Annotated in this window: 15 protein-coding genes; 2 read left to right on the top strand and 13 right to left on the bottom strand. The window is 44.3% G+C overall.

Annotation, left to right across the window (positions count from 1 at the left end; genetic code table 11):
• Window positions 1-30: 30 nt before the first annotated feature.
• The 9 genes from nhaD (T426_RS0105695) to T426_RS0105655 form a co-directional block, all read right to left on the bottom strand.
• Entirely contained in the window at window positions 31-1,416 is a 1,386-nt protein-coding gene (gene nhaD, locus T426_RS0105695) for a sodium:proton antiporter NhaD (RefSeq protein WP_027585396.1), read from the bottom strand.
• A 170-nt stretch (window positions 1,417-1,586) separates the two neighbouring features.
• Window positions 1,587-2,969 carry a sodium:proton antiporter NhaD gene (gene nhaD, locus T426_RS0105690; RefSeq protein ID WP_199898453.1) on the bottom strand — a complete coding sequence of 461 codons (1,383 nt, stop codon included), beginning with the start codon at window positions 2,967-2,969 and terminating at the stop codon, window positions 1,587-1,589.
• Window positions 2,970-3,019: 50 nt separating this feature from the next.
• Window positions 3,020-3,853: an orotidine-5'-phosphate decarboxylase gene (gene pyrF, locus T426_RS0105685; RefSeq protein ID WP_025863218.1), complete on the bottom strand. Its 834-nt coding sequence runs from the start codon at window positions 3,851-3,853 to the stop codon at window positions 3,020-3,022.
• A 158-nt stretch (window positions 3,854-4,011) separates the two neighbouring features.
• On the bottom strand, window positions 4,012-5,097 hold the full coding sequence (gene prfA / locus T426_RS0105680) for a peptide chain release factor 1 (protein ID WP_025863217.1): 1,086 nt from the start codon (window positions 5,095-5,097) through the stop codon (window positions 4,012-4,014).
• 68 nt (window positions 5,098-5,165) lie between these two features.
• Window positions 5,166-6,338, bottom strand: coding sequence for an AIR synthase related protein (locus T426_RS0105675; protein ID WP_025863216.1), 1,173 nt, complete (start codon window positions 6,336-6,338; stop codon window positions 5,166-5,168).
• Between the two features lie 95 nt (window positions 6,339-6,433).
• Window positions 6,434-8,440: a PorE family type IX secretion system protein gene (gene porE / locus T426_RS0105670; protein ID WP_025863215.1), complete on the bottom strand. Its 2,007-nt coding sequence runs from the start codon at window positions 8,438-8,440 to the stop codon at window positions 6,434-6,436.
• 149 nt (window positions 8,441-8,589) lie between these two features.
• Window positions 8,590-10,779, bottom strand: coding sequence for a glutamine synthetase III family protein (locus tag T426_RS0105665; protein WP_027585395.1), 2,190 nt, complete (start codon window positions 10,777-10,779; stop codon window positions 8,590-8,592).
• Between the two features lie 364 nt (window positions 10,780-11,143).
• Window positions 11,144-12,514: a dipeptidase gene (locus T426_RS0105660; RefSeq protein ID WP_027585394.1), complete on the bottom strand. Its 1,371-nt coding sequence runs from the start codon at window positions 12,512-12,514 to the stop codon at window positions 11,144-11,146.
• Window positions 12,515-12,600: 86 nt separating this feature from the next.
• Window positions 12,601-14,079, bottom strand: coding sequence for an alpha-L-fucosidase (locus T426_RS0105655; protein ID WP_027585393.1), 1,479 nt, complete (start codon window positions 14,077-14,079; stop codon window positions 12,601-12,603).
• Between the two features lie 161 nt (window positions 14,080-14,240).
• Between T426_RS0105655 and T426_RS0105650 the strand changes: the two genes are divergently transcribed.
• Entirely contained in the window at window positions 14,241-14,654 is a 414-nt protein-coding gene (locus tag T426_RS0105650; protein WP_025863214.1) for a MarR family winged helix-turn-helix transcriptional regulator, read from the top strand.
• Window positions 14,655-14,699: 45 nt separating this feature from the next.
• Complete coding sequence (locus T426_RS22850; RefSeq protein WP_025863213.1) at window positions 14,700-15,071, top strand: VOC family protein; 372 nt, start codon at window positions 14,700-14,702, stop codon at window positions 15,069-15,071.
• Window positions 15,072-15,153: 82 nt separating this feature from the next.
• Here T426_RS22850 and T426_RS0105640 read toward each other — a convergent pair whose 3' ends face one another.
• Genes T426_RS0105640 through sqr form a run of 4 tightly spaced genes read right to left on the bottom strand, consistent with a single transcriptional unit; the run spans window position 15,154 to window position 17,931 of the window.
• Window positions 15,154-15,660 (bottom strand): DsrE/DsrF/DrsH-like family protein, encoded by a 507-nt coding sequence (locus T426_RS0105640; protein WP_148303675.1) that lies wholly within the window; start codon window positions 15,658-15,660, stop codon window positions 15,154-15,156.
• A gap of 19 nt (window positions 15,661-15,679) precedes the next feature.
• Window positions 15,680-15,991 carry a TusE/DsrC/DsvC family sulfur relay protein gene (locus T426_RS0105635; RefSeq protein WP_025863211.1) on the bottom strand — a complete coding sequence of 104 codons (312 nt, stop codon included), beginning with the start codon at window positions 15,989-15,991 and terminating at the stop codon, window positions 15,680-15,682.
• Between the two features lie 21 nt (window positions 15,992-16,012).
• On the bottom strand, window positions 16,013-16,687 hold the full coding sequence (locus T426_RS0105630) for a DUF1641 domain-containing protein (protein ID WP_027585392.1): 675 nt from the start codon (window positions 16,685-16,687) through the stop codon (window positions 16,013-16,015).
• Window positions 16,688-16,695: 8 nt separating this feature from the next.
• On the bottom strand, window positions 16,696-17,931 hold the full coding sequence (gene sqr / locus T426_RS0105625; RefSeq protein ID WP_025863209.1) for a type III sulfide quinone reductase, selenoprotein subtype: 1,236 nt from the start codon (window positions 17,929-17,931) through the stop codon (window positions 16,696-16,698).
• Between the last annotated feature and the right edge of the window lie 154 nt (window positions 17,932-18,085).

Here is an 18,085-nt window from a genome sequence, read left to right as displayed (position 1 = left end):
AATGCCCAATATCTATCAGATTAAAACATCTTAGAATATAACAGATTGCACATAGTAGGTACCTGCACCAGCTAAATATCCCAGCAATGCGATCCAGGAAATCTTACGGGCATACCAACCGAAATGAATTTGTTCCATTCCCATGGCAGCGACACCGGCAGCAGAACCAATAATTAACATCGAACCTCCCGTACCTGCACAGTAAGCAAGGAACGACCAGAACTGACCATCCTGAACAAAAGAGGCCAGATAACCTTCTGCTCCGGACGGGGCGATACCATACATTCCCATGGCACCCGCAACCAACGGCACGTTATCAACAATAGAGGACAGTGCTCCAATAATCAAATTGATGCCAAAGATATTCCCAACATGTACATCCAAAAATTTAGACACGATGTCAAGCTGCCCCGCAGACGATAAGCTGGCTACTGCAGTCAGAATACCGGCAAAGAATAGAATGGTCGGAGCATCGAGGTTACGAACAACCCGGCTCACACTTAGAATACGTTTATCCTCGTGAGGACGATTCTTCAACATTAAATCAGTAATCAACCAAATTACTCCCAAACCAAGCAACATCCCCAGGTATGGTGGCAGATGGGTAATGGTTTTAAACACCGGCACCGATAACAGCGCACCGACACCCAGGAAGAAAATAAACTTCCTTTCTCCCCGCGAGGTAAACTCTCTCGTATCTTCGTCTGTTAATTCTGGTCTTTCCGTCTCACCTTTCATAAATATCGAGGCGATGATGACTGGTACCAGCATACTGACCAAACTGGGCAGAAATACTGATTTGACAATATGTTCAGTCGTAATCTGTTCACCAATCCACAACATAATTGTTGTTACGTCACCAATAGGCGACCATGCACCCCCGGCGTTAGCCGCAATAACAATCATACTGGCAAAAATCCATCTGTTTTCGGGCTTTCGCAGAATTTTCCTGGTAAGGGTAATCATTACGATGGTAGTAGTCAGGTTATCCAACACTGCCGACATAAAGAAAGAAAGGATACTGATTAACCACATCAATTTAACACGGTCGCGGGTAGTAATGTGATCGGTAATCACGCGAAATCCCTGAAAACGGTCTACAACCTCGACAATCCCCATAGCTCCAAGCAAGAACAATACAATGGAAGCTATTTCGGAAAGATGGTGGAATAACTCGTGTTCGGTAATAAACTCTCTCACAACCTCCGGAGAGGTGGATTCGGGGTGTTGTGAAATAAACTCGTGCCAACTGTGACTGTAACCTAACGAAAGAATATCAGACCCACCGATGGCATACACGGCCCACATCAGCGACCCAATTATTAAGGCTGTGCCTGCTTTATTTATTCGTATCTCGTGCTCAAAAATAATTCCAGCATATCCCACGAGAAAAATAATTGCCATTAATTCAAACATTCTGCAAAAGTTTAGTTTAGTAACAACTTATTATACCTAGTAAAAGTTTGGACCTTATTCAGAAATAAAACGTTTCAAGCTGGTATACATTACTTTCTGCACTCTTTTTTTCTTCCTTCCCAGCGCCGGAAGATAACAATGTGACCTTCTATATTCAGTGTTTTATGTCACTAAAGTCCGAAATAAAAAAGCGCGGCTCCCGCCAAATAACCCAGAAATGCCAAGCCGGACATTCGCTTAAAATACCATCCAAAACTGATATTTTCCATACTCATAGCGGCTACCCCGGCGGCTGAACCAATGATCAACATCGAACCTCCGGTTCCCGCTGTGTAAGCCAGGAATGTCCAGAAATCACCATTTACCACAAACGTTGAAAGATAACCGTTTGCACCCGGCGAAGCAATGTCATACATTCCCATGGAAGCCGCAACAAGTGAGGCATTGTCGATTAACGAGGACAACATCCCGATTAACATATCAATACCATAAATGTTTCCTACTCCGCTATCCATTTTCATGGCAACCAAGTCAAGTAAACCTGATGAAGACAAAGCCGCAACCGTAGTTAGAATACCTGCATAGTAAAGAATTGTCGGTGCGTCGAGCTGACGAACAATTCTGCTTACACTCAGTATTCTTTTATCCTCGCGCGGATGCGTCCGCAACATGATATCTGTTGTAACCCACAATACTCCCAGCCCCAACATCATTCCCAGGTAGGGAGGTAAGTGGGTAAAAGTTTTGAATACCGGAACAAATACCAACGCGGCAACTCCCAGCGCCAGGATAAACCTTCTTTCCCACGGAGCTGTAAATTCCTTTGACTCTACTCCAGCATCTTCCGGTCCTTCATCCACACCTTTGACAAAAAATGAAGCAATGAGCAGCGGAATCAGGATGTTTGCCAAACTGGGTAAAAAGATGGCTTTAATAATATAGGCGGCCGTAATCTGCCCTCCAATCCAAAGCAAGATGGTGGTCACATCACCGATCGGCGACCAGGCTCCACCGGCATTAGCAGCGATAACCACAATACTGGCAAATATCCACCGATCCTCCGCCCTGTTTATCAACTTCCGGATTAACGAAATCATGACAATGGTAGTCGTCAGGTTATCGAGCACAGCAGAAAGGAAGAACCCCAACAATCCAAGTATCCAAAGTAGTTTTACTTTATCTCTGGTACGGATATGATCAGTTAAAACCCGAAAGCCTTGAAAGCGGTCAATGATCTCAACAATTCCCATTGCCCCAAGCAGGAAGAGCAATATACTCGCCGTATCGGACAAATGGGGCAACAACTCATGATTGACGATGAAATCACTCAGCATCTCATGCGTCGCCGGACCCGTAAATTGGGAAAGATAATCGTGCCACGAGTGACTGTAACCCATCGAAAGGATTTGGTCGCCCCCAGCCAGGTAAACAATCCAAATCAGAACACTCATAATGAGCGCCGAAGCTGCCTTATTCACTTTGATTTCATTCTCAAGGATAATTCCGGAATATCCAATGAGAAAAATCAATGTCATCACAATCACCATCGTCATATCAACGAGTCAGTTTGCAGCCTTATAAATCTCTCAAGTTAGGTTAAGGTTTATATCAGCTTGTTTAGTTTAAGTATTTCTTTCATTTCCGCGGCGACTTTCAGCGCATTTTCCCTCGCTTTTTCAGCAAAATCCTCACCATCCGAAGCGTAGATGATTGCCCTCGATGAATTGACCAGCAATCCACACTGTTCGTTCATTCCGTATTTTGAGACCTCAGACAAACTTCCTCCCTGAGCTCCTACTCCCGGCACAAGTAAAAAGTGATTCGGGATGATTTGACGTATTCCGGCCAGTTCTTCTGCTTTTGTGGCACCGACAACATACATCATGTTTTCGGTAGTTCCCCATTGACTGGAAGTCTTCAAAACCTTCTCAAATAATTTCTCTCCTGTCGCCTTATCTTCCATAAACTGAAAATCGAATGCCCCCTTATTGGAAGTAAGTGCCAGCAAAACAATCCACCGATCGAGGTAAGTCAAAAACGGCTTGACCGAGTCTTCACCCATGTAAGGTGCAACCGTAACAGCATCAAAATCGAGGTGGTCGAAAAATGCCCGGGCATACATCGAGGCAGTGTTGCCAATATCGCCCCGTTTGGCATCAGCAATGATAAAAATGTCAGGATGGTTATACCGAATGTAGTTGACAGTTTTTTCCAGGCTGCTCCACCCCTGAACGCCTAGCATTTCGTAAAATGCCAGGTTAGGCTTGTAGGCCACTGCGACATCGGCTGTTGCGTCAACAATTTCTTTATTGAAAGCAAATACCGGATCTGTTGCGTCAAGCAGGTAACGTGGAATCTTGCGGATGTCAGTATCCAGTCCTACACACAAATAGGAACCTTTTCGTTTGATGTTTTCAAATAGTTGTTCGGTATTCATTTCCTGAAATTTTGGCTCGAAATTATTTTTATTTAGGACAAATCTGCTTTTCACTTCTTAGTATTTACTAAAAACCTCGCAGTGAAAATACTATGATAATCAACTCACGTTATTGGCCATACCAATAGGACATTCTTCTTATCCTGTAAATAGTTGTCTTACAACTCGCTCTCCTTCAATCTTTGTGCGTTTTCTTCAACGCGCAGCTTATCGATTACTTCCTCGATATCGCCATCCATAACGGCTGAGAGATTGTAAAGTGTTAAACCAATTCTATGGTCGGTAACACGTCCCTGTGGGTAGTTGTAGGTACGTATTTTTGCCGAACGGTCTCCCGTCGAAACCATGGTCTTTCTGCGTGAAGCTACATCATCGAGATACTTTTGGTACTCCATATTGTAAATCCGGCTACGCAATTCAGTCATGGCTTTCGCCAGGTTCTTCAACTGCGACTTTTCATCCTGACAAGTTACCACAATCCCGGTAGGAATGTGGGTTAAACGAATGGCGGAATAGGTGGTGTTCACACTCTGTCCGCCCGGACCTGAAGAACAATAAGTATCTTTCCGAATATCACTCTCCTTCACGTCTACATCAAACTCTTCTGCTTCCGGAAGAACGGCCACGGTCGCTGCAGATGTATGCACTCGTCCCTGCGTTTCGGTTTGCGGAACACGCTGAACACGATGCACCCCGGACTCATATTTCAACACTCCATATACGCCTTCACCGGAAACCTTGGCCACAATTTCCTTGTAACCTCCCGATGTGCCCTCGGTGTAGTGGGTGATTTCCATACGCCACCCTTTGGCGTCGCAATACTTGGAGTACATGCGGAAAAGATCGCCGGCAAAAATGGCAGCTTCGTCTCCTCCGGTTCCACCACGAATTTCCAGGATGGCATTTTTACTGTCTTCCGGATCAGCCGGCACCAAAAGCAACTTGATGTTTTCTTCCATCTCATCCACTTTGGCTTCGCTGCTTTCCAATTCTTCGCGGGCCATTTCCCGAACATCTTCGTCACTTTCTTCGGCCAGCATTTCGCGGGCATCCTTAATGTTCTGAAGTACCTTTTCGTATTCCGAGAATGCTTTTACCAGCGAATCAAGCTGTTTGTATTCCTGATTCAGCTTGACGTACCGCTTCATATCCTTCATCACGTCCGGGTCGGTAATTTGCTTACCAACTTCTTCAAAACGTATTTGGATACTTTCAAATTTATCTAAGAGTTTGTTATCTGACATAGTCTGTAGCATTTTGGCATTTTTTCCCCATTAAAATAATCTCACTGCAATAAATTAAGCCTGGGTAACTAATGGTATGCAAAAGTGCCAAATTCCGATTGAATGGTTAGTTTCTTGCCTTCATGTTTTTCAACACGCCCAACAATTTGCGCATCAATATTAAATTCTTTGGCTATCGCGATAATACTTTCAGCAACATCAGGCTCCACATACAGCTCGAAACGATGCCCCATATTGAATACCTTGTACATTTCCTGCCACTCGGTTCCGCTCTGCTCCTTGATGAGCTTAAACAGCGGAGGAACCGGAAACATATTGTCCTTCACCACGTGCACATCATCGACAAAATGCAGCACCTTGGTTTGTGCTCCGCCCGAACAATGAATCATCCCGGAAACCTGGCTTCTGTATTTCTCCAGCACTTTGCGAATAACCGGCGCATAGGTACGGGTCGGCGAAAGCACCAGCTTGCCGGCATCCAGACCAACATTTTCGATGGCATCCGTTAATCGGCATCCGCCGGAATAAACCAAATCATCTGGTACTGAAGGATCAAAACTTTCGGGATATTTTTCGGCCAGGTAATGAGCGAAAACATCGTGACGGGCTGAAGTCAATCCGTTACTTCCCATTCCGCCGTTGTACTCCTTTTCGTATGTGGCTTGTCCCGATGAAGACAATCCGACAATCACATTTCCAGCATGGATATTGTCTGCTGAAATCACATGCTCGCGTTTCATCCGGCAGGTAACCGTAGAGTCGACGATAATGGTACGGACCAGATCGCCCACATCGGCTGTTTCACCGCCAGTCGGATAAATCGAGATTCCCCGTTCGCGCAGTTCCGCACATAATTCTTCCGTTCCATTAATAATGGCCGAAATCACTTCGCCGGGAACGTTATTCTTGTTACGTCCAATGGTAGAAGAGAGCAGAATATTATCGGTAGCTCCCACACAGAGCAAATCATCAAGATTCATGATAATTGCATCCTGCGCAATGCCTTTCCAAACCGATAAGTCACCCGTTTCTTTCCAATAAAGGTAAGCCAGTGATGATTTGGTACCGGCTCCGTCGGCATGCATAATGTTGCAATAATCGGGATCGCCGCTCAGGTAGTCCGGAACTATTTTGCAGAATGCTTTCGGGAAAAGCCCCTTGTCGATGTGCTTGATGGCGTTGTGCACATCTTCTTTCGATGCCGAAACACCGCGCCGGTTATATCTGGTTTCGCTACTCATGGGTGAAAATAGATTTTGCCGAATGGTTAACCCCCTCCGGATGAAAAACAACCGCAAAATTAATATCTTTTTAGACTTTCACCTTTATGGAATTGTTACTCCTTAGGTGACGGTGCAAATTTCTCGCGATAATCCGTCGAAAGCACCCTGAATTCGGTGCGACGATTAATTTGATGACAAATTTCCTGCTCTTCTTCGGTTGGCAATTTGTTAATGAAATCGCAGGTTAGTTCATCTCCTCTTTTCAGGAAATTGTATTTCTCAGCCAATTTCCGGGTAACGGTCTTGGGAGCTGTCTCGCCATATCCTTTTGCTACCAGCCGGGCTGGTGAAATGCCGTTTGCCACCAGGTAATTCACAACCGACTCTGCCCTTTTCTGCGAAAGCTCAAAATTAAATTTTGCATCACCCCGGCAGTCGGTATGCGCCATTAACTCGATAGTGACAGTTGGATTTTGTACCAGGATTTGCACCAAACTATCCAACGCACTTTTCGATGCCGGCAACAAATCCCACTTTCCGAAATCGAAGTAAATATTATCCACCCGAATTGGAGCATCAGTCGGAGTGAGTGCCAGACTGACATCAAACGTTTTGCTGTCCTTCAAACCAATGGTTGTTTCATTGGCCTTGGCATTGAGGTAGCCTTTCTTAAAGGCGGCCACCACATATTCTGTTTCCGGATTGAGCCTAAATTTGAATTTCCCGTTATCTGCATTTAGTCGCAACATGGTTCCATCAGTACCGATCAGCCGAATGGTCGCGTTCCTCAATCGATTGCCGTTTTCTTTGTCAACTACATTTCCATCGATTTCAAAAATCTTCGGCGGAAGCACAAACGAGAAGATATCGTCGCCACGTGTTCCTTTCCGATTGGTCGAAAACAATCCCCTGTCCTCTCCGGGAATAAAATAGATGGCAAAATCGTCGCCGGGTGAATTAATGGGCGCTTTCATATTCTCAACTTTCCATTGCCCTTTGTCATCCTTCACGGCTTTAAAAATATCGAGCCCGCCCATTCCCACACGATAATCGGAAGAGAAATACAATTCGCCGTTATCACGAATGAACGGGAACATCTCGTTTCCGGGCGTATTGATAGCCGGTCCCATATTTTCGGGTTTTCCCCAGGCTCCCGGAGCTCCTTCCGCTTTCCAAATATCTTTACCGCCAAAACCACCGGGCATATCCGAAACGAAATAGAGCGTCCTGCCATCAGCTGACAGCGACGGATGAGCAATCAGCAAAGTATCGCCACCCAGTTCGACTCTTACCGGCTCCGACCAGGTTCCTCCTGTTTCGGAACTGGTGTATATTTCCGCACCCATCGACTTGGTCTTGTCGTAACGGCAGCGGGTAAAATACATGGTTGTTCCACGCGAATCGAAAGATGCCGCTCCTTCATCATCACCTGTGTCAACAGTCAGATTCTCGTCAACCAGCGTTGGTTTTTCCCAACGACCTTTTTGCTTATCGTAATACGAATGGAAAATGTCACCATACAACTGTCCGGTAATCGGGCTATCGCGACGCCCGGTTGCGCCTTCACGTGAAGAGGTGAACACTATCTGATTTTCGTGGCCACCAGGATAAACGCCGGCATAATCACTGGACTTTGAATTCAGTGATTTTAAATCTTCTATCTGAAAACGAGTCGGATTTTCCAGCCACTTAGGCGTTCTATCACAAGATGCAATCCCGTTCAATGCATGTTGATCGCCAGGCTGCGACTTCAGATACAACTGGTAATTGGCGATTGCCTCATCATATTCCTCATCGGCTCTCAACACATCGGCATAATGAAGAATGGCAATCGGATCGGAGTATCCACGTGTAATTGCTGTTTTGTAAAAACTGGCAGCTCGCTTATACTCCCCAATATATTTATAGGCTTCAGCGATGCGAAACTGTATTTCGGCCTTTACAGCCCTGTTTTTGGTTTTTCGATAGGTTTTCCGGTACTGTTCGATGGATCGATAATATTCCCCTATTTCATATGATTTATTCGATTTTGACAATTTCCGGGAGGCCTTGCATCCGCCCAACGCAATCATCAACATCAATACCGATATAAAAACAAACAAAGAGGAATTAGACTTCATCGATCAGGAATTATGAGCCGTAAATTTAGACCTTTTCCGGTTAACGTAAAACCCTTATGGCTATTTGACAACATCTGAAACAAAAGAAAGCCGCCTTCCAACAGGAAAACGGCTTTCAAATCTAATCTTAATGGAATTTGTCCTTGAAATTATCTTGCAAAAAGTAATTCACGATACTTAGGCAATGGCCACAACTCGTCATCAACAATCAGTTCCAATTTATCGATGTGGTAGCGGATATCCTCGAGGAAGGGACGTACCGTTTTGTCATATGCGTAAGCCTTTTCGCGCTCATTCTCGATGGCATTGGCCACTTTACGTGTCTCAATCATTTCAGCCACCTTCGCCTTAATGTTGGAAACATGTCCTGAAATAGTACGAATCATATCCAAACGGGCGCCAGCCAGTTTCTCAAACTCACTTTCAGGGAAGAGATTTTTCAAACCCTGAACATTTTCAATCAAGTTCGTCTGATAACGGATGGCAGTAGGCACAATGTGATTGATAGCCAAATCACCTAACACACGAGCTTCAATCTGGATCTTCTTGGTGAATTTCTCAAATTCAACCTCAGTACGGCCTTCCAACTCTTTGGGTGTGTAGATACCCATTTCACCGAAAAGGTTTATGACCTTATCTGTCATGTAAGCATCCAGTGCTTCCGGTACATTCCTCACGTTGGTCAAACCGCGACGGGCTGCTTCCTCGACCCACTCTTCGCTATAACCGTTACCGTCGAAACGAATGTCTTTACACTCAACGATGTATTTTTTCAGTACCTGGAAGATAGCTTCGTCTTTCTTCACTCCGCTTTCAATGATGACATCCACATCCTTTTTGAACACAGTCAGCTGTTTTGCCAAAGCCGTATTCAATGCAATCATCGCTGAAGCACAGTTTGCGGAAGAACCAACCGCGCGGAACTCGAACCGGTTTCCGGTGAAGGCGAAAGGTGAAGTACGGTTACGGTCGGTGTTGTCAAGAAGAATTTCAGGAATACGACCGATATCTAATTTCAATGCTGTTTTTTCATCCGGAGTCATCTTCCGGTCAACGACCGCTTCTTCCAGATAGTCAAGCATCTTATTCACTTCTGCTCCCAGGAAAGCAGAGATAATGGCCGGCGGAGCTTCGTTGGCACCCAAACGGTGAGCATTACCTGCAGTCAAAATCGATGCACGGAGCAAATCCTGGTTATCATGCAACGTCTTCAACGTGTTTACCACGAAGGTCAGGAATTGCATATTCGCTTTCGGATTTTTTCCGGGAGAATACAGGTTCACACCGGTATCTGTAGAAAGCGACCAGTTGTTATGTTTTCCGGAACCGTTAATTCCAGCAAATGGTTTTTCATGAAGAAGAACACGGAAACCGTGATGACGCGCAATACGGGTCATGGTGTCCATGATCAACTGGTTGTGATCGTTGGCCAGGTTAACCTCCTCAAAAATCGGCGCTATCTCGAACTGATTCGGAGCCACCTCGTTGTGACGGGTTTTTACCGGAATACCCAGTTTATATGCTTCATTTTCCAGATCACGCATAAAATAAGAAACCCTTTCCGGAATAGAACCGAAATAGTGGTCATCCAGCTGTTGATCCTTGGAAGATGAGTGTCCCATTAATGTACGGCCAGTCAAAATCAGGTCGGGACGTGCATTGAACAGAGCTTCATCAATAAGGAAATATTCCTGTTCCCATCCGAGGTTAGCCGTTACTTTCGACACATTCTTATCGTAATACTGACAAACCGCAACGGCTGCTTTATCAACAGCGTTGATGGCTTTCAACAACGGAGCTTTGTAGTCAAGAGCTTCTCCGGTGTACGAAATAAATACGGTAGGAACACAAAGAGTCGTTCCAACAATAAATGCAGGAGAAGAAACATCCCATGCCGTATAACCACGCGCTTCAAAAGTATTCCTCAAACCACCACTTGGAAAGGACGACGCATCAGGTTCCTGCTGAGCCAGTAATTTTCCTGAGAAATTCTCTACAACGCCACCCAATTCTGAATACTCAATAAAAGCGTCGTGTTTCTCTGCGGTACCGTCAGTCAACGGATGGAACCAGTGAGTGTAGTGTGTTGCACCATTTTCAAGCGCCCATGCTTTCATGCCTACAGCTACCAAATCAGCCGATTTACGATCAATGGTAGTTCCTTTATCAATCGCATCGGTTACGGCTTTGTAGCCTTCTTTCGACAAGTACTTTTTCATCTTCTCCCGATCGAAAACTAATTTTCCGTAATAATCGGAAGTGAGATTTGCTTCACGGGGGACACAAACGGGTTTTCTTTCCAGAAGTGCCTCGAGGGCTTTAAATCTAAATGTTGCCATAGTTATTCAGGGATATTTGTGAATGATTTTTCTTGATTCTGAAATCAAAAGTAATTTTTTTGATATATAACATTGCTTTTTGCGATGATTTCACACTCCATTTTCACAATTTCTTAATATTACCCCTCATTTTTTGACATATATCTGCAATTTTTGCCACTTTTTTAATCAAAAAGCTGATTTTTGATTTTCACACACTGAAATTCATTTTCAAATTATTGTATTTTTAGTGTTTTCTGTAAACATATGTCACTATTTAATCTTCTTTGCCAATAATTTTTGCCACATCTCAATAAAAAAGGGAAATACAAAAATTGTATTCCCCTTTTGGCTAACTATTTGAGTGATGCTATATAGTCATCTTCTATTTTTCACCTGCGGCAAAATATTTATAGAAAAGCGGAATGGTCCTAATTCCATTATAGAAGTTTTCCAGCGGGAAGTTTTCGTTAGGAGAATGAATGGCATCTGACTCCAATCCAAATCCCATCAGAATAGTTTTAACTCCCAGAATTTCCTCAAATGTGGAAATGATAGGTATACTTCCCCCACTTCGAACCGGAACAGGCGTACGGCCAAACACATCTTCACAGGCTTTTTCTGCAGCACGGTAGGCCGGCAGATCGATTGGACAAACGTAGGCTTTACCTCCATGCAAAGGAGTCACCTCAACAGTTACTGTATCGGGAGCAATGGATTCGAAATATTCTTTGAACACAACCGCCATTTTCTCATGATCCTGATTCGGGACCAAACGACTGCTGATTTTTGCAAAAGCTTTAGATGGTAAAACTGTTTTGGCTCCTTCGCCCGTGTAACCACCCCAAATTCCGCACAAATCAAACGAAGGGCGAATTCCGGTCCGTTCGTTAGTTGAAAATCCCTTTTCACCATCAAGCACTTTCACGCCGATTGCTTCCTTGTACTCGTCTTCATCGAACGGTGCTTCGGCCAGTTTAGCGCGTTCTTCAGCAGAAACCTCCAACACATCGTCATAAAACCCAGGGATAGTCACACGATTATTTTCATCGACCATGCCGGCAATCATCTGACTCAATACATTGATAGGATTGGCCACGGCTCCGCCAAACAATCCGGAGTGCAAATCACGATTTGGGCCTGTAACTTCAACCTGCCAATACGCCAAACCACGCAAACCAGTTGTAATTGAAGGAATATCGCGGGCAATCATACTGGTATCCGAAACCAGAATGATATCCGCTTTCAACATTTCTTTGTGCTCTTCGCAGAATTTACCCAGATTAGGAGAACCAACTTCTTCTTCCCCCTCAATCATGAACTTCACATTACAGGGAAGCGTATTATTCTTTACCATCAGCTCGAACGCTTTGGCATGCATAAACGATTGCCCTTTGTTATCTTCAGCACCGCGAGCCCAAATTTTCCCGTCTTTAATCTCGGCCTTGAATGGTTCCGTGTTCCACTTCTCGATCGGATCGACGGGCATCACATCCATGTGACCATAAACTAATACCGTCGGCTTAGCTGGGTCGATAATTTTCTCACCGTAGGTTACCGGATTGCCATCCGTTTCGTAAACATCTGCTTTATCGGCACCGGCATCTAGCATCTGCTTCTTCCAATACTCGGCTGCTTTGTACATGTCCGGTTTGTGCTGAGCGATAGAACTGACAGAGGGAATACTTATCAGTTCGAACAACTCCTCGAGGAACCGCTCTTTGTTCTCTTCAATATATTTATCAATGTAATCCATGATGTAATTTTTTTTTGAATGCCTAAGGTACATTTTTTTCCTCATGCTGACAGAATCGGTTTCCCGGAAAATCCCCCGCAATGTGACTATTGAACCTCAGGAAGCAAAAACAAACCAGCCGCCGAAATAACCGGACAGGCCATTGCCTGTTCGATGTTAAGCCTTACTTTATTTGCCGTAACCATTGGAAATCTTAAAAGCTTCTTGTAACCGATGGTATTTCCTTTTGCAATAGGTCTCCATTCTCCATTTTGCCAAACATCTACCGAGAAGTTGGTTACCCGTTGCCCCAACGGAATGTATTCCTGTACCATAAAACAGTTGAATGTCTCCTCGCCGGGAAGTTGGAAAATCACCGTTCCCCCTTTTTCTCCATCGTTGGTTGCCCAATAGGTTTCCGGATCATCGTCGATGATGTTTCCAGCAGCATATTTATCGCTTCCACCACGAATTGATGAAGCTGTCACATGGGCCCTTTCAAGCAGGTTATCATCAAATGCCTCTTGCAACCAGGCATGAAATTCCATCAATCTTACTGAATCAACCGGATTAATGCGTCCACGTCTGTCGGGTGGAATATTCAAATTCAGAGAAGCTCCGTTGCCAACCGAATGAAAATAAATCTCCACCAATTCCTTCAAGCTTTTCACCTTATCATTTTCCGAAGGATGATAAAACCAACCCGGCCGAATAGAAACATCAGCTTCAGCCGGCATCCAGAATTTTCCGTTCTGCGTTCCGGTTTCACCAATTTGCCACTGCGTTGTCCCGGCTACCGCTTTCGTTTCACCTTTTGCAGGAAGTGGTGTATAGGTTGCCCAGCAAGAATCCTGCGCAAAACCATGTTCATTCCCGACCCAACGAATATCCGGCCCGGCATCGCTGAAAATACAAGCACCGGGTTGAAGTTCACGCACTAATGGAATTAAATTGTCCCATTGATAGTAGGATGAGCGATCGATCGTTCGTGTTTCCCGGGCACCTCCGTAATATCCGTCGCCTCCGTTTGCACCATCCCACCACACCTCGAAAACATTGCCGTAGTTGGTCAGTAATTCTTTCAACTGATTACGGTAATAAGTAATGTATTCCGGCTGACCGTAACCGGCATAATTACGATCCCAGGGCGACAAATACACGCCGAATTTCAATTGATACGTTCGACAGGCATCCGAAATCTCCTTCACGACATCGCCTTCTCCATTCTCCCATGGAGAGTTCTTCACCGAGTGTTCGGTATAAGCCGAAGGCCAAAGACAAAAGCCATCGTGATGTTTGGCAGTCAGAATTGCTCCTTTAAAACCTGCAGCACTCAATGTTCCGATAATCTGGTCGGCATCAAAATCGGTCGGATTGAAAACCGACTCCGGTTCATCACCATAGCCCCATTCTTTATCGGTAAACGTGTTGGTTGTAAAATGCAGGAAGGCATACATCTCCATTTGGTGCCATTTCAATTGCCGTTCGGAAGGAACCACGCCATATGGCTTCGGCGGCAGAACTGCTTTTTCCTGGCAACCAGACAATAGTAAAAGCAGGCAGGTTAATCCAATCAATTTATGCATGGTGGTTTGTTTAGTTTATGTCAACTAAACAAAAATAACAATTATCCCTAAAGCTGTATTCATCCTACAATACAGAGAAACCGGAGACACGTATTGAAAATCAATCCAATGTATTTCAAATTTAGTTCTATCTCACTAACTTTATAAGTAAACCGAATCTTATGAAACTGGAAGAAGTTATTGCCTTTATTCTCACACAAAGTGAGCAAATAGAAGAAAAAGCCCGGCTACAATCGGAATTGAGAGATGTCACAAATCATCAAATTCACTGTTTGAAAAGTATCAACAACCTGAAGAACCCAACCCCAACCATCCTGTCGAAGGAACTTGCGATTACCAAGCCATCCACCACGGCCATGATTGAAAAACTGGTAAAAAAAGATCTGATAAAGAAAGTACCATCGAAAAAGGATGGCAGAGTGTTTCATTTGCAGATAACAGCGAAAGGAAAGAAAATCATTCAATGGCACCATTCTATTCATACCAAAATTGCCGACCGGATATCAAAGAACCTGAATGAGTCGGAGAAAGATATTCTGGTTTATCTGCTGACCAAAGCTGTTGCAGAAGAATAAATCGCTACGATAATCCTTTTCAGCTTGTTCAAAATCATTCATCCAATGAAAAAATTCAAGTTTCGCTATCATCATCTCGGCATACCGACCGACCAAAAAAAAGAAAATGAAGTCTATCATGAACGACTGAAATTCTACCATTCCGGATACGAGTCAAGTGAGTTTGGAATTGAGTGGATGCGTTTTGATGAGGATTCTCCCATGCCCGAACTCGTAAAAACGATACCCCACGTGGCTTTTGTTGTTCACGACATGGATGAAGCATTAAAAGGACGAAATATACTGGTTCCTCCCAACAGTCCGTCGGCAGGAATACTGGTTGCCATGATTGAGGAAAACGGCGCACCGGTGGAATTTCTTCAGTTTACCACCCGGGAAACAAAAAGAAAAAGTCGCACTACCATGAGCCATGGTTAAAAAAGAAAGGGAGGCGGACGGTTCCACTCTCCCTCTCCAAACGTTTAAATGTCTAAAAGCCTAAATTAAGGCAAAAGCCAAATCAGGTAAAGATGATTTGGGTATTTTCGCCACCAGCCATTTCATAGAACTGACCGATGGTAATAATGTCTTTTACCTCATCGCTCAAATCTTCCTTCTTGAGTTTGAACATGTCGACAGCCAACTTACAAGCAAATACTTCTCCTCCTCCGGCTGTAATCATCTCCAAAAACTCATCCACAGGTGGCATATCCAGGTCATCCATGCCTTTACGCATCATAGACGATACACCACTCTCAACTCCGGGCAATACACCCAGCAAAGACGGGAACTGCATTCCTCCCGGCATCCGCATAGCCGGATTTCCCAAAGTTGCAGTATGTAGTTTATTCATTCGCTTTTTGGTAATTCCATCAAGGCCGAAGAAAGTAAAGAACAATTTTGCTTCAATGCCTTCCATCACGGCTCCATTGGCCATTACCAGTGCAGCGTATACATCTTCCAATGCTCCTTTAGCACATATAACCAGTACCTTTTTCAGGGGCGTTTCTGCTTTATGTTCACTCATCATTCAAGGATTTATTGGGTTAAACACAACTGGTGGGTTTAGGAATACCGGCCAGTTTCGATGAAATTTTCAACGGACCACCGGGGAAGAGTTGGTAAAGTCCTTTAATGTCGACAACACCTGATTTACCAACCTTGCGGATGGTCAAAGCCTCTCCGGTTTCAAACTGCTTACGCAGATAGTTCAACACCTCGAGATGCTTATCTGTCAATTCAATTCCAGCTTCCGTTGCCATCTCCTTTGCAATCTCCTCATTCCAGTCAGCCGGATTCGTGAAATAACCATCTTCTGTCACTTCAACTGTCTTGCCTGCATAATTCTTTTCTGCCATTGTTCTGTCGTTTTAATGTTGTTATGAATTAGGATTGTTGGTTGAAAAATTCTTCATCAGTGTTACGATAAACCCAAGTGCTTTTTTCATCTCAGGTTTATTTAGTTCGCGTATCATGCGGAACACTGAAACTTCGGGAACCTTCTGGCTACTGGTTTCGGACAAAGCCTGAGTAGCATTCTTCATTCCCTGCATCACTTCGGGACGTCCCAACGCTTTCAGCATATCCAGCATCGGATCGATATTCTCCGCCAATTGCTTCAGATCGTCAGCCGAAACTTCGGTAATGAATTTATCCAATACATTTCCGCTTTCGCGTAGAAATTCAAAATAACCTTTCCGGTCAAACTCATTCAATTTATCCGTGAAGTCCATAATGGTTTCATTCACGATAGGCGTGACATCTTTGACCAAATCAGCCATACTCTCGAACGTGATAAGCAAATCGCGGAAATTACCCATGTTTCGCAACACCCGCAGTCCCATTCCTTTTAGCTGTTCCGGGTCGAGCTCCACCTGACGGTTTTCCAGTTCCACCACGGCTGTATCGTACACATCCTTGCCCACGATGGAAATATCGGACACCAAATCTTCCAGTTGATTGGTTTTGAGCCGTTGCTCGTTCACATGCTCGAGCAATAGATCAACTTTCGCATTCAGTTCCGAAATCTGAACTTGTAGTGCTTTATCATCCATGGTTCTCCTTATTTTATCATTTTCTTGCCAGCCATCGTCATTAACGGATCGATGGGTAATTCTTTCCCGCGAAGGAGAATATGCCAGTACATCCAGCGGAACATTACTTTTCCGTAGTGGTTGATTTTGGTATTTTTTAGCAAACCAAACGGCCCGATTCCCGGCAAGGGAAATGTTCCCGGAAGTGGTTCGGTATCGTAATTGAAATCGATGAGGGCTCCTTTTCCGAAACCTGTTTCGATGTAGCAGTTGGCGTGTCCGTCGAATTTGGCCATCAACGGACGACCTTCAATAGCACTCATCAGGTTCTCGAAAAGGATATCAGCCGCGAAGTGTGCAACACTACCTGCTTTGGATGTCGGCAGATTGGCTGCATCTCCGAGTACAAATATGTTCTCGTATTTTTCCGACCGCAGTGTATGTTTATCAGTAGGCACGTAATTCATATCATCGCCCAGGCCGCTACGCTCTATAACCGAATTCCCCATGTTCATGGGAACAATGGTCAACACATCGAACGGAATCTCCTGCTCGTCGTATGAAACGATGGCCTTCTTCTCGTTGTCGACTTTTTCGATATAAAAATCCGGGACAACCTTGATATTTTTCTCAGCCAATAATTCGCTCAACATTTTCGTGGCAATCGGCTTGGTAAATGCCCCGGCCAGCGGAGTAACGAAGGTAATGTCAACCTTGTCTCTAATTCCCTTTTCGGTAAAATAAGCATCAGCCAAGCATACAAACTCGATTGGCGCAACCGGACATTTATATGGCAGTTCAGTAATAGCCAATACCAGTTTGCCCCCTTCCCACTGTTTGAAGAATTTCTGCAGTTCAACCGCGCCTTCAACCGTGTAGAAATCAAAAATCTCTTTTCTCCACAATTTGTCAGTCAAGCCCGGAGTTTCATCAGGACGGGTTTCCGTACCGGTTGCAATAATAAGATAGTCATACAATAAAACGCTTCCATCTGCCAGGTGAACCTTGTTTTCTTCAGCCTCCACTTTATCGACTTCCGAAAAAACCACTTTTACGCCCGGTGGAATGAAATCGGCTTTGGGTTTGATTACATCTTGCTTATTGTATATCCCGAAAGGAATAAACAAAAAACCTGGTTGGTAATAGTGAGTGCGGTGCTTATCAACAATGGTAATCTCCCACTCGTCCCTGTCAAGGGATTTTCTCAGCTTGTTGGCCATCATTGTGCCAGCAGTACCCGCTCCTAATATTAATATGCGTTTCATCGTTACTGGATTTAGAATATCAATAAAAATCTCAGAAGCGAAAATACTTCCCCTCAACATGCGAGCAGAAAAATGTCGTGTGACAATTATCATCAGCTAATATTTATCATATCTTTTTAATACCTTAGGGTCCTAAATAATCAGGGGATATAGA

This window comes from Prolixibacter bellariivorans ATCC BAA-1284, from assembly GCF_000621705.1.
GTDB classification, from domain to species: domain Bacteria; phylum Bacteroidota; class Bacteroidia; order Bacteroidales; family Prolixibacteraceae; genus Prolixibacter; species Prolixibacter bellariivorans.
This window is presented reverse-complemented; position numbering and strand designations above follow the sequence as displayed.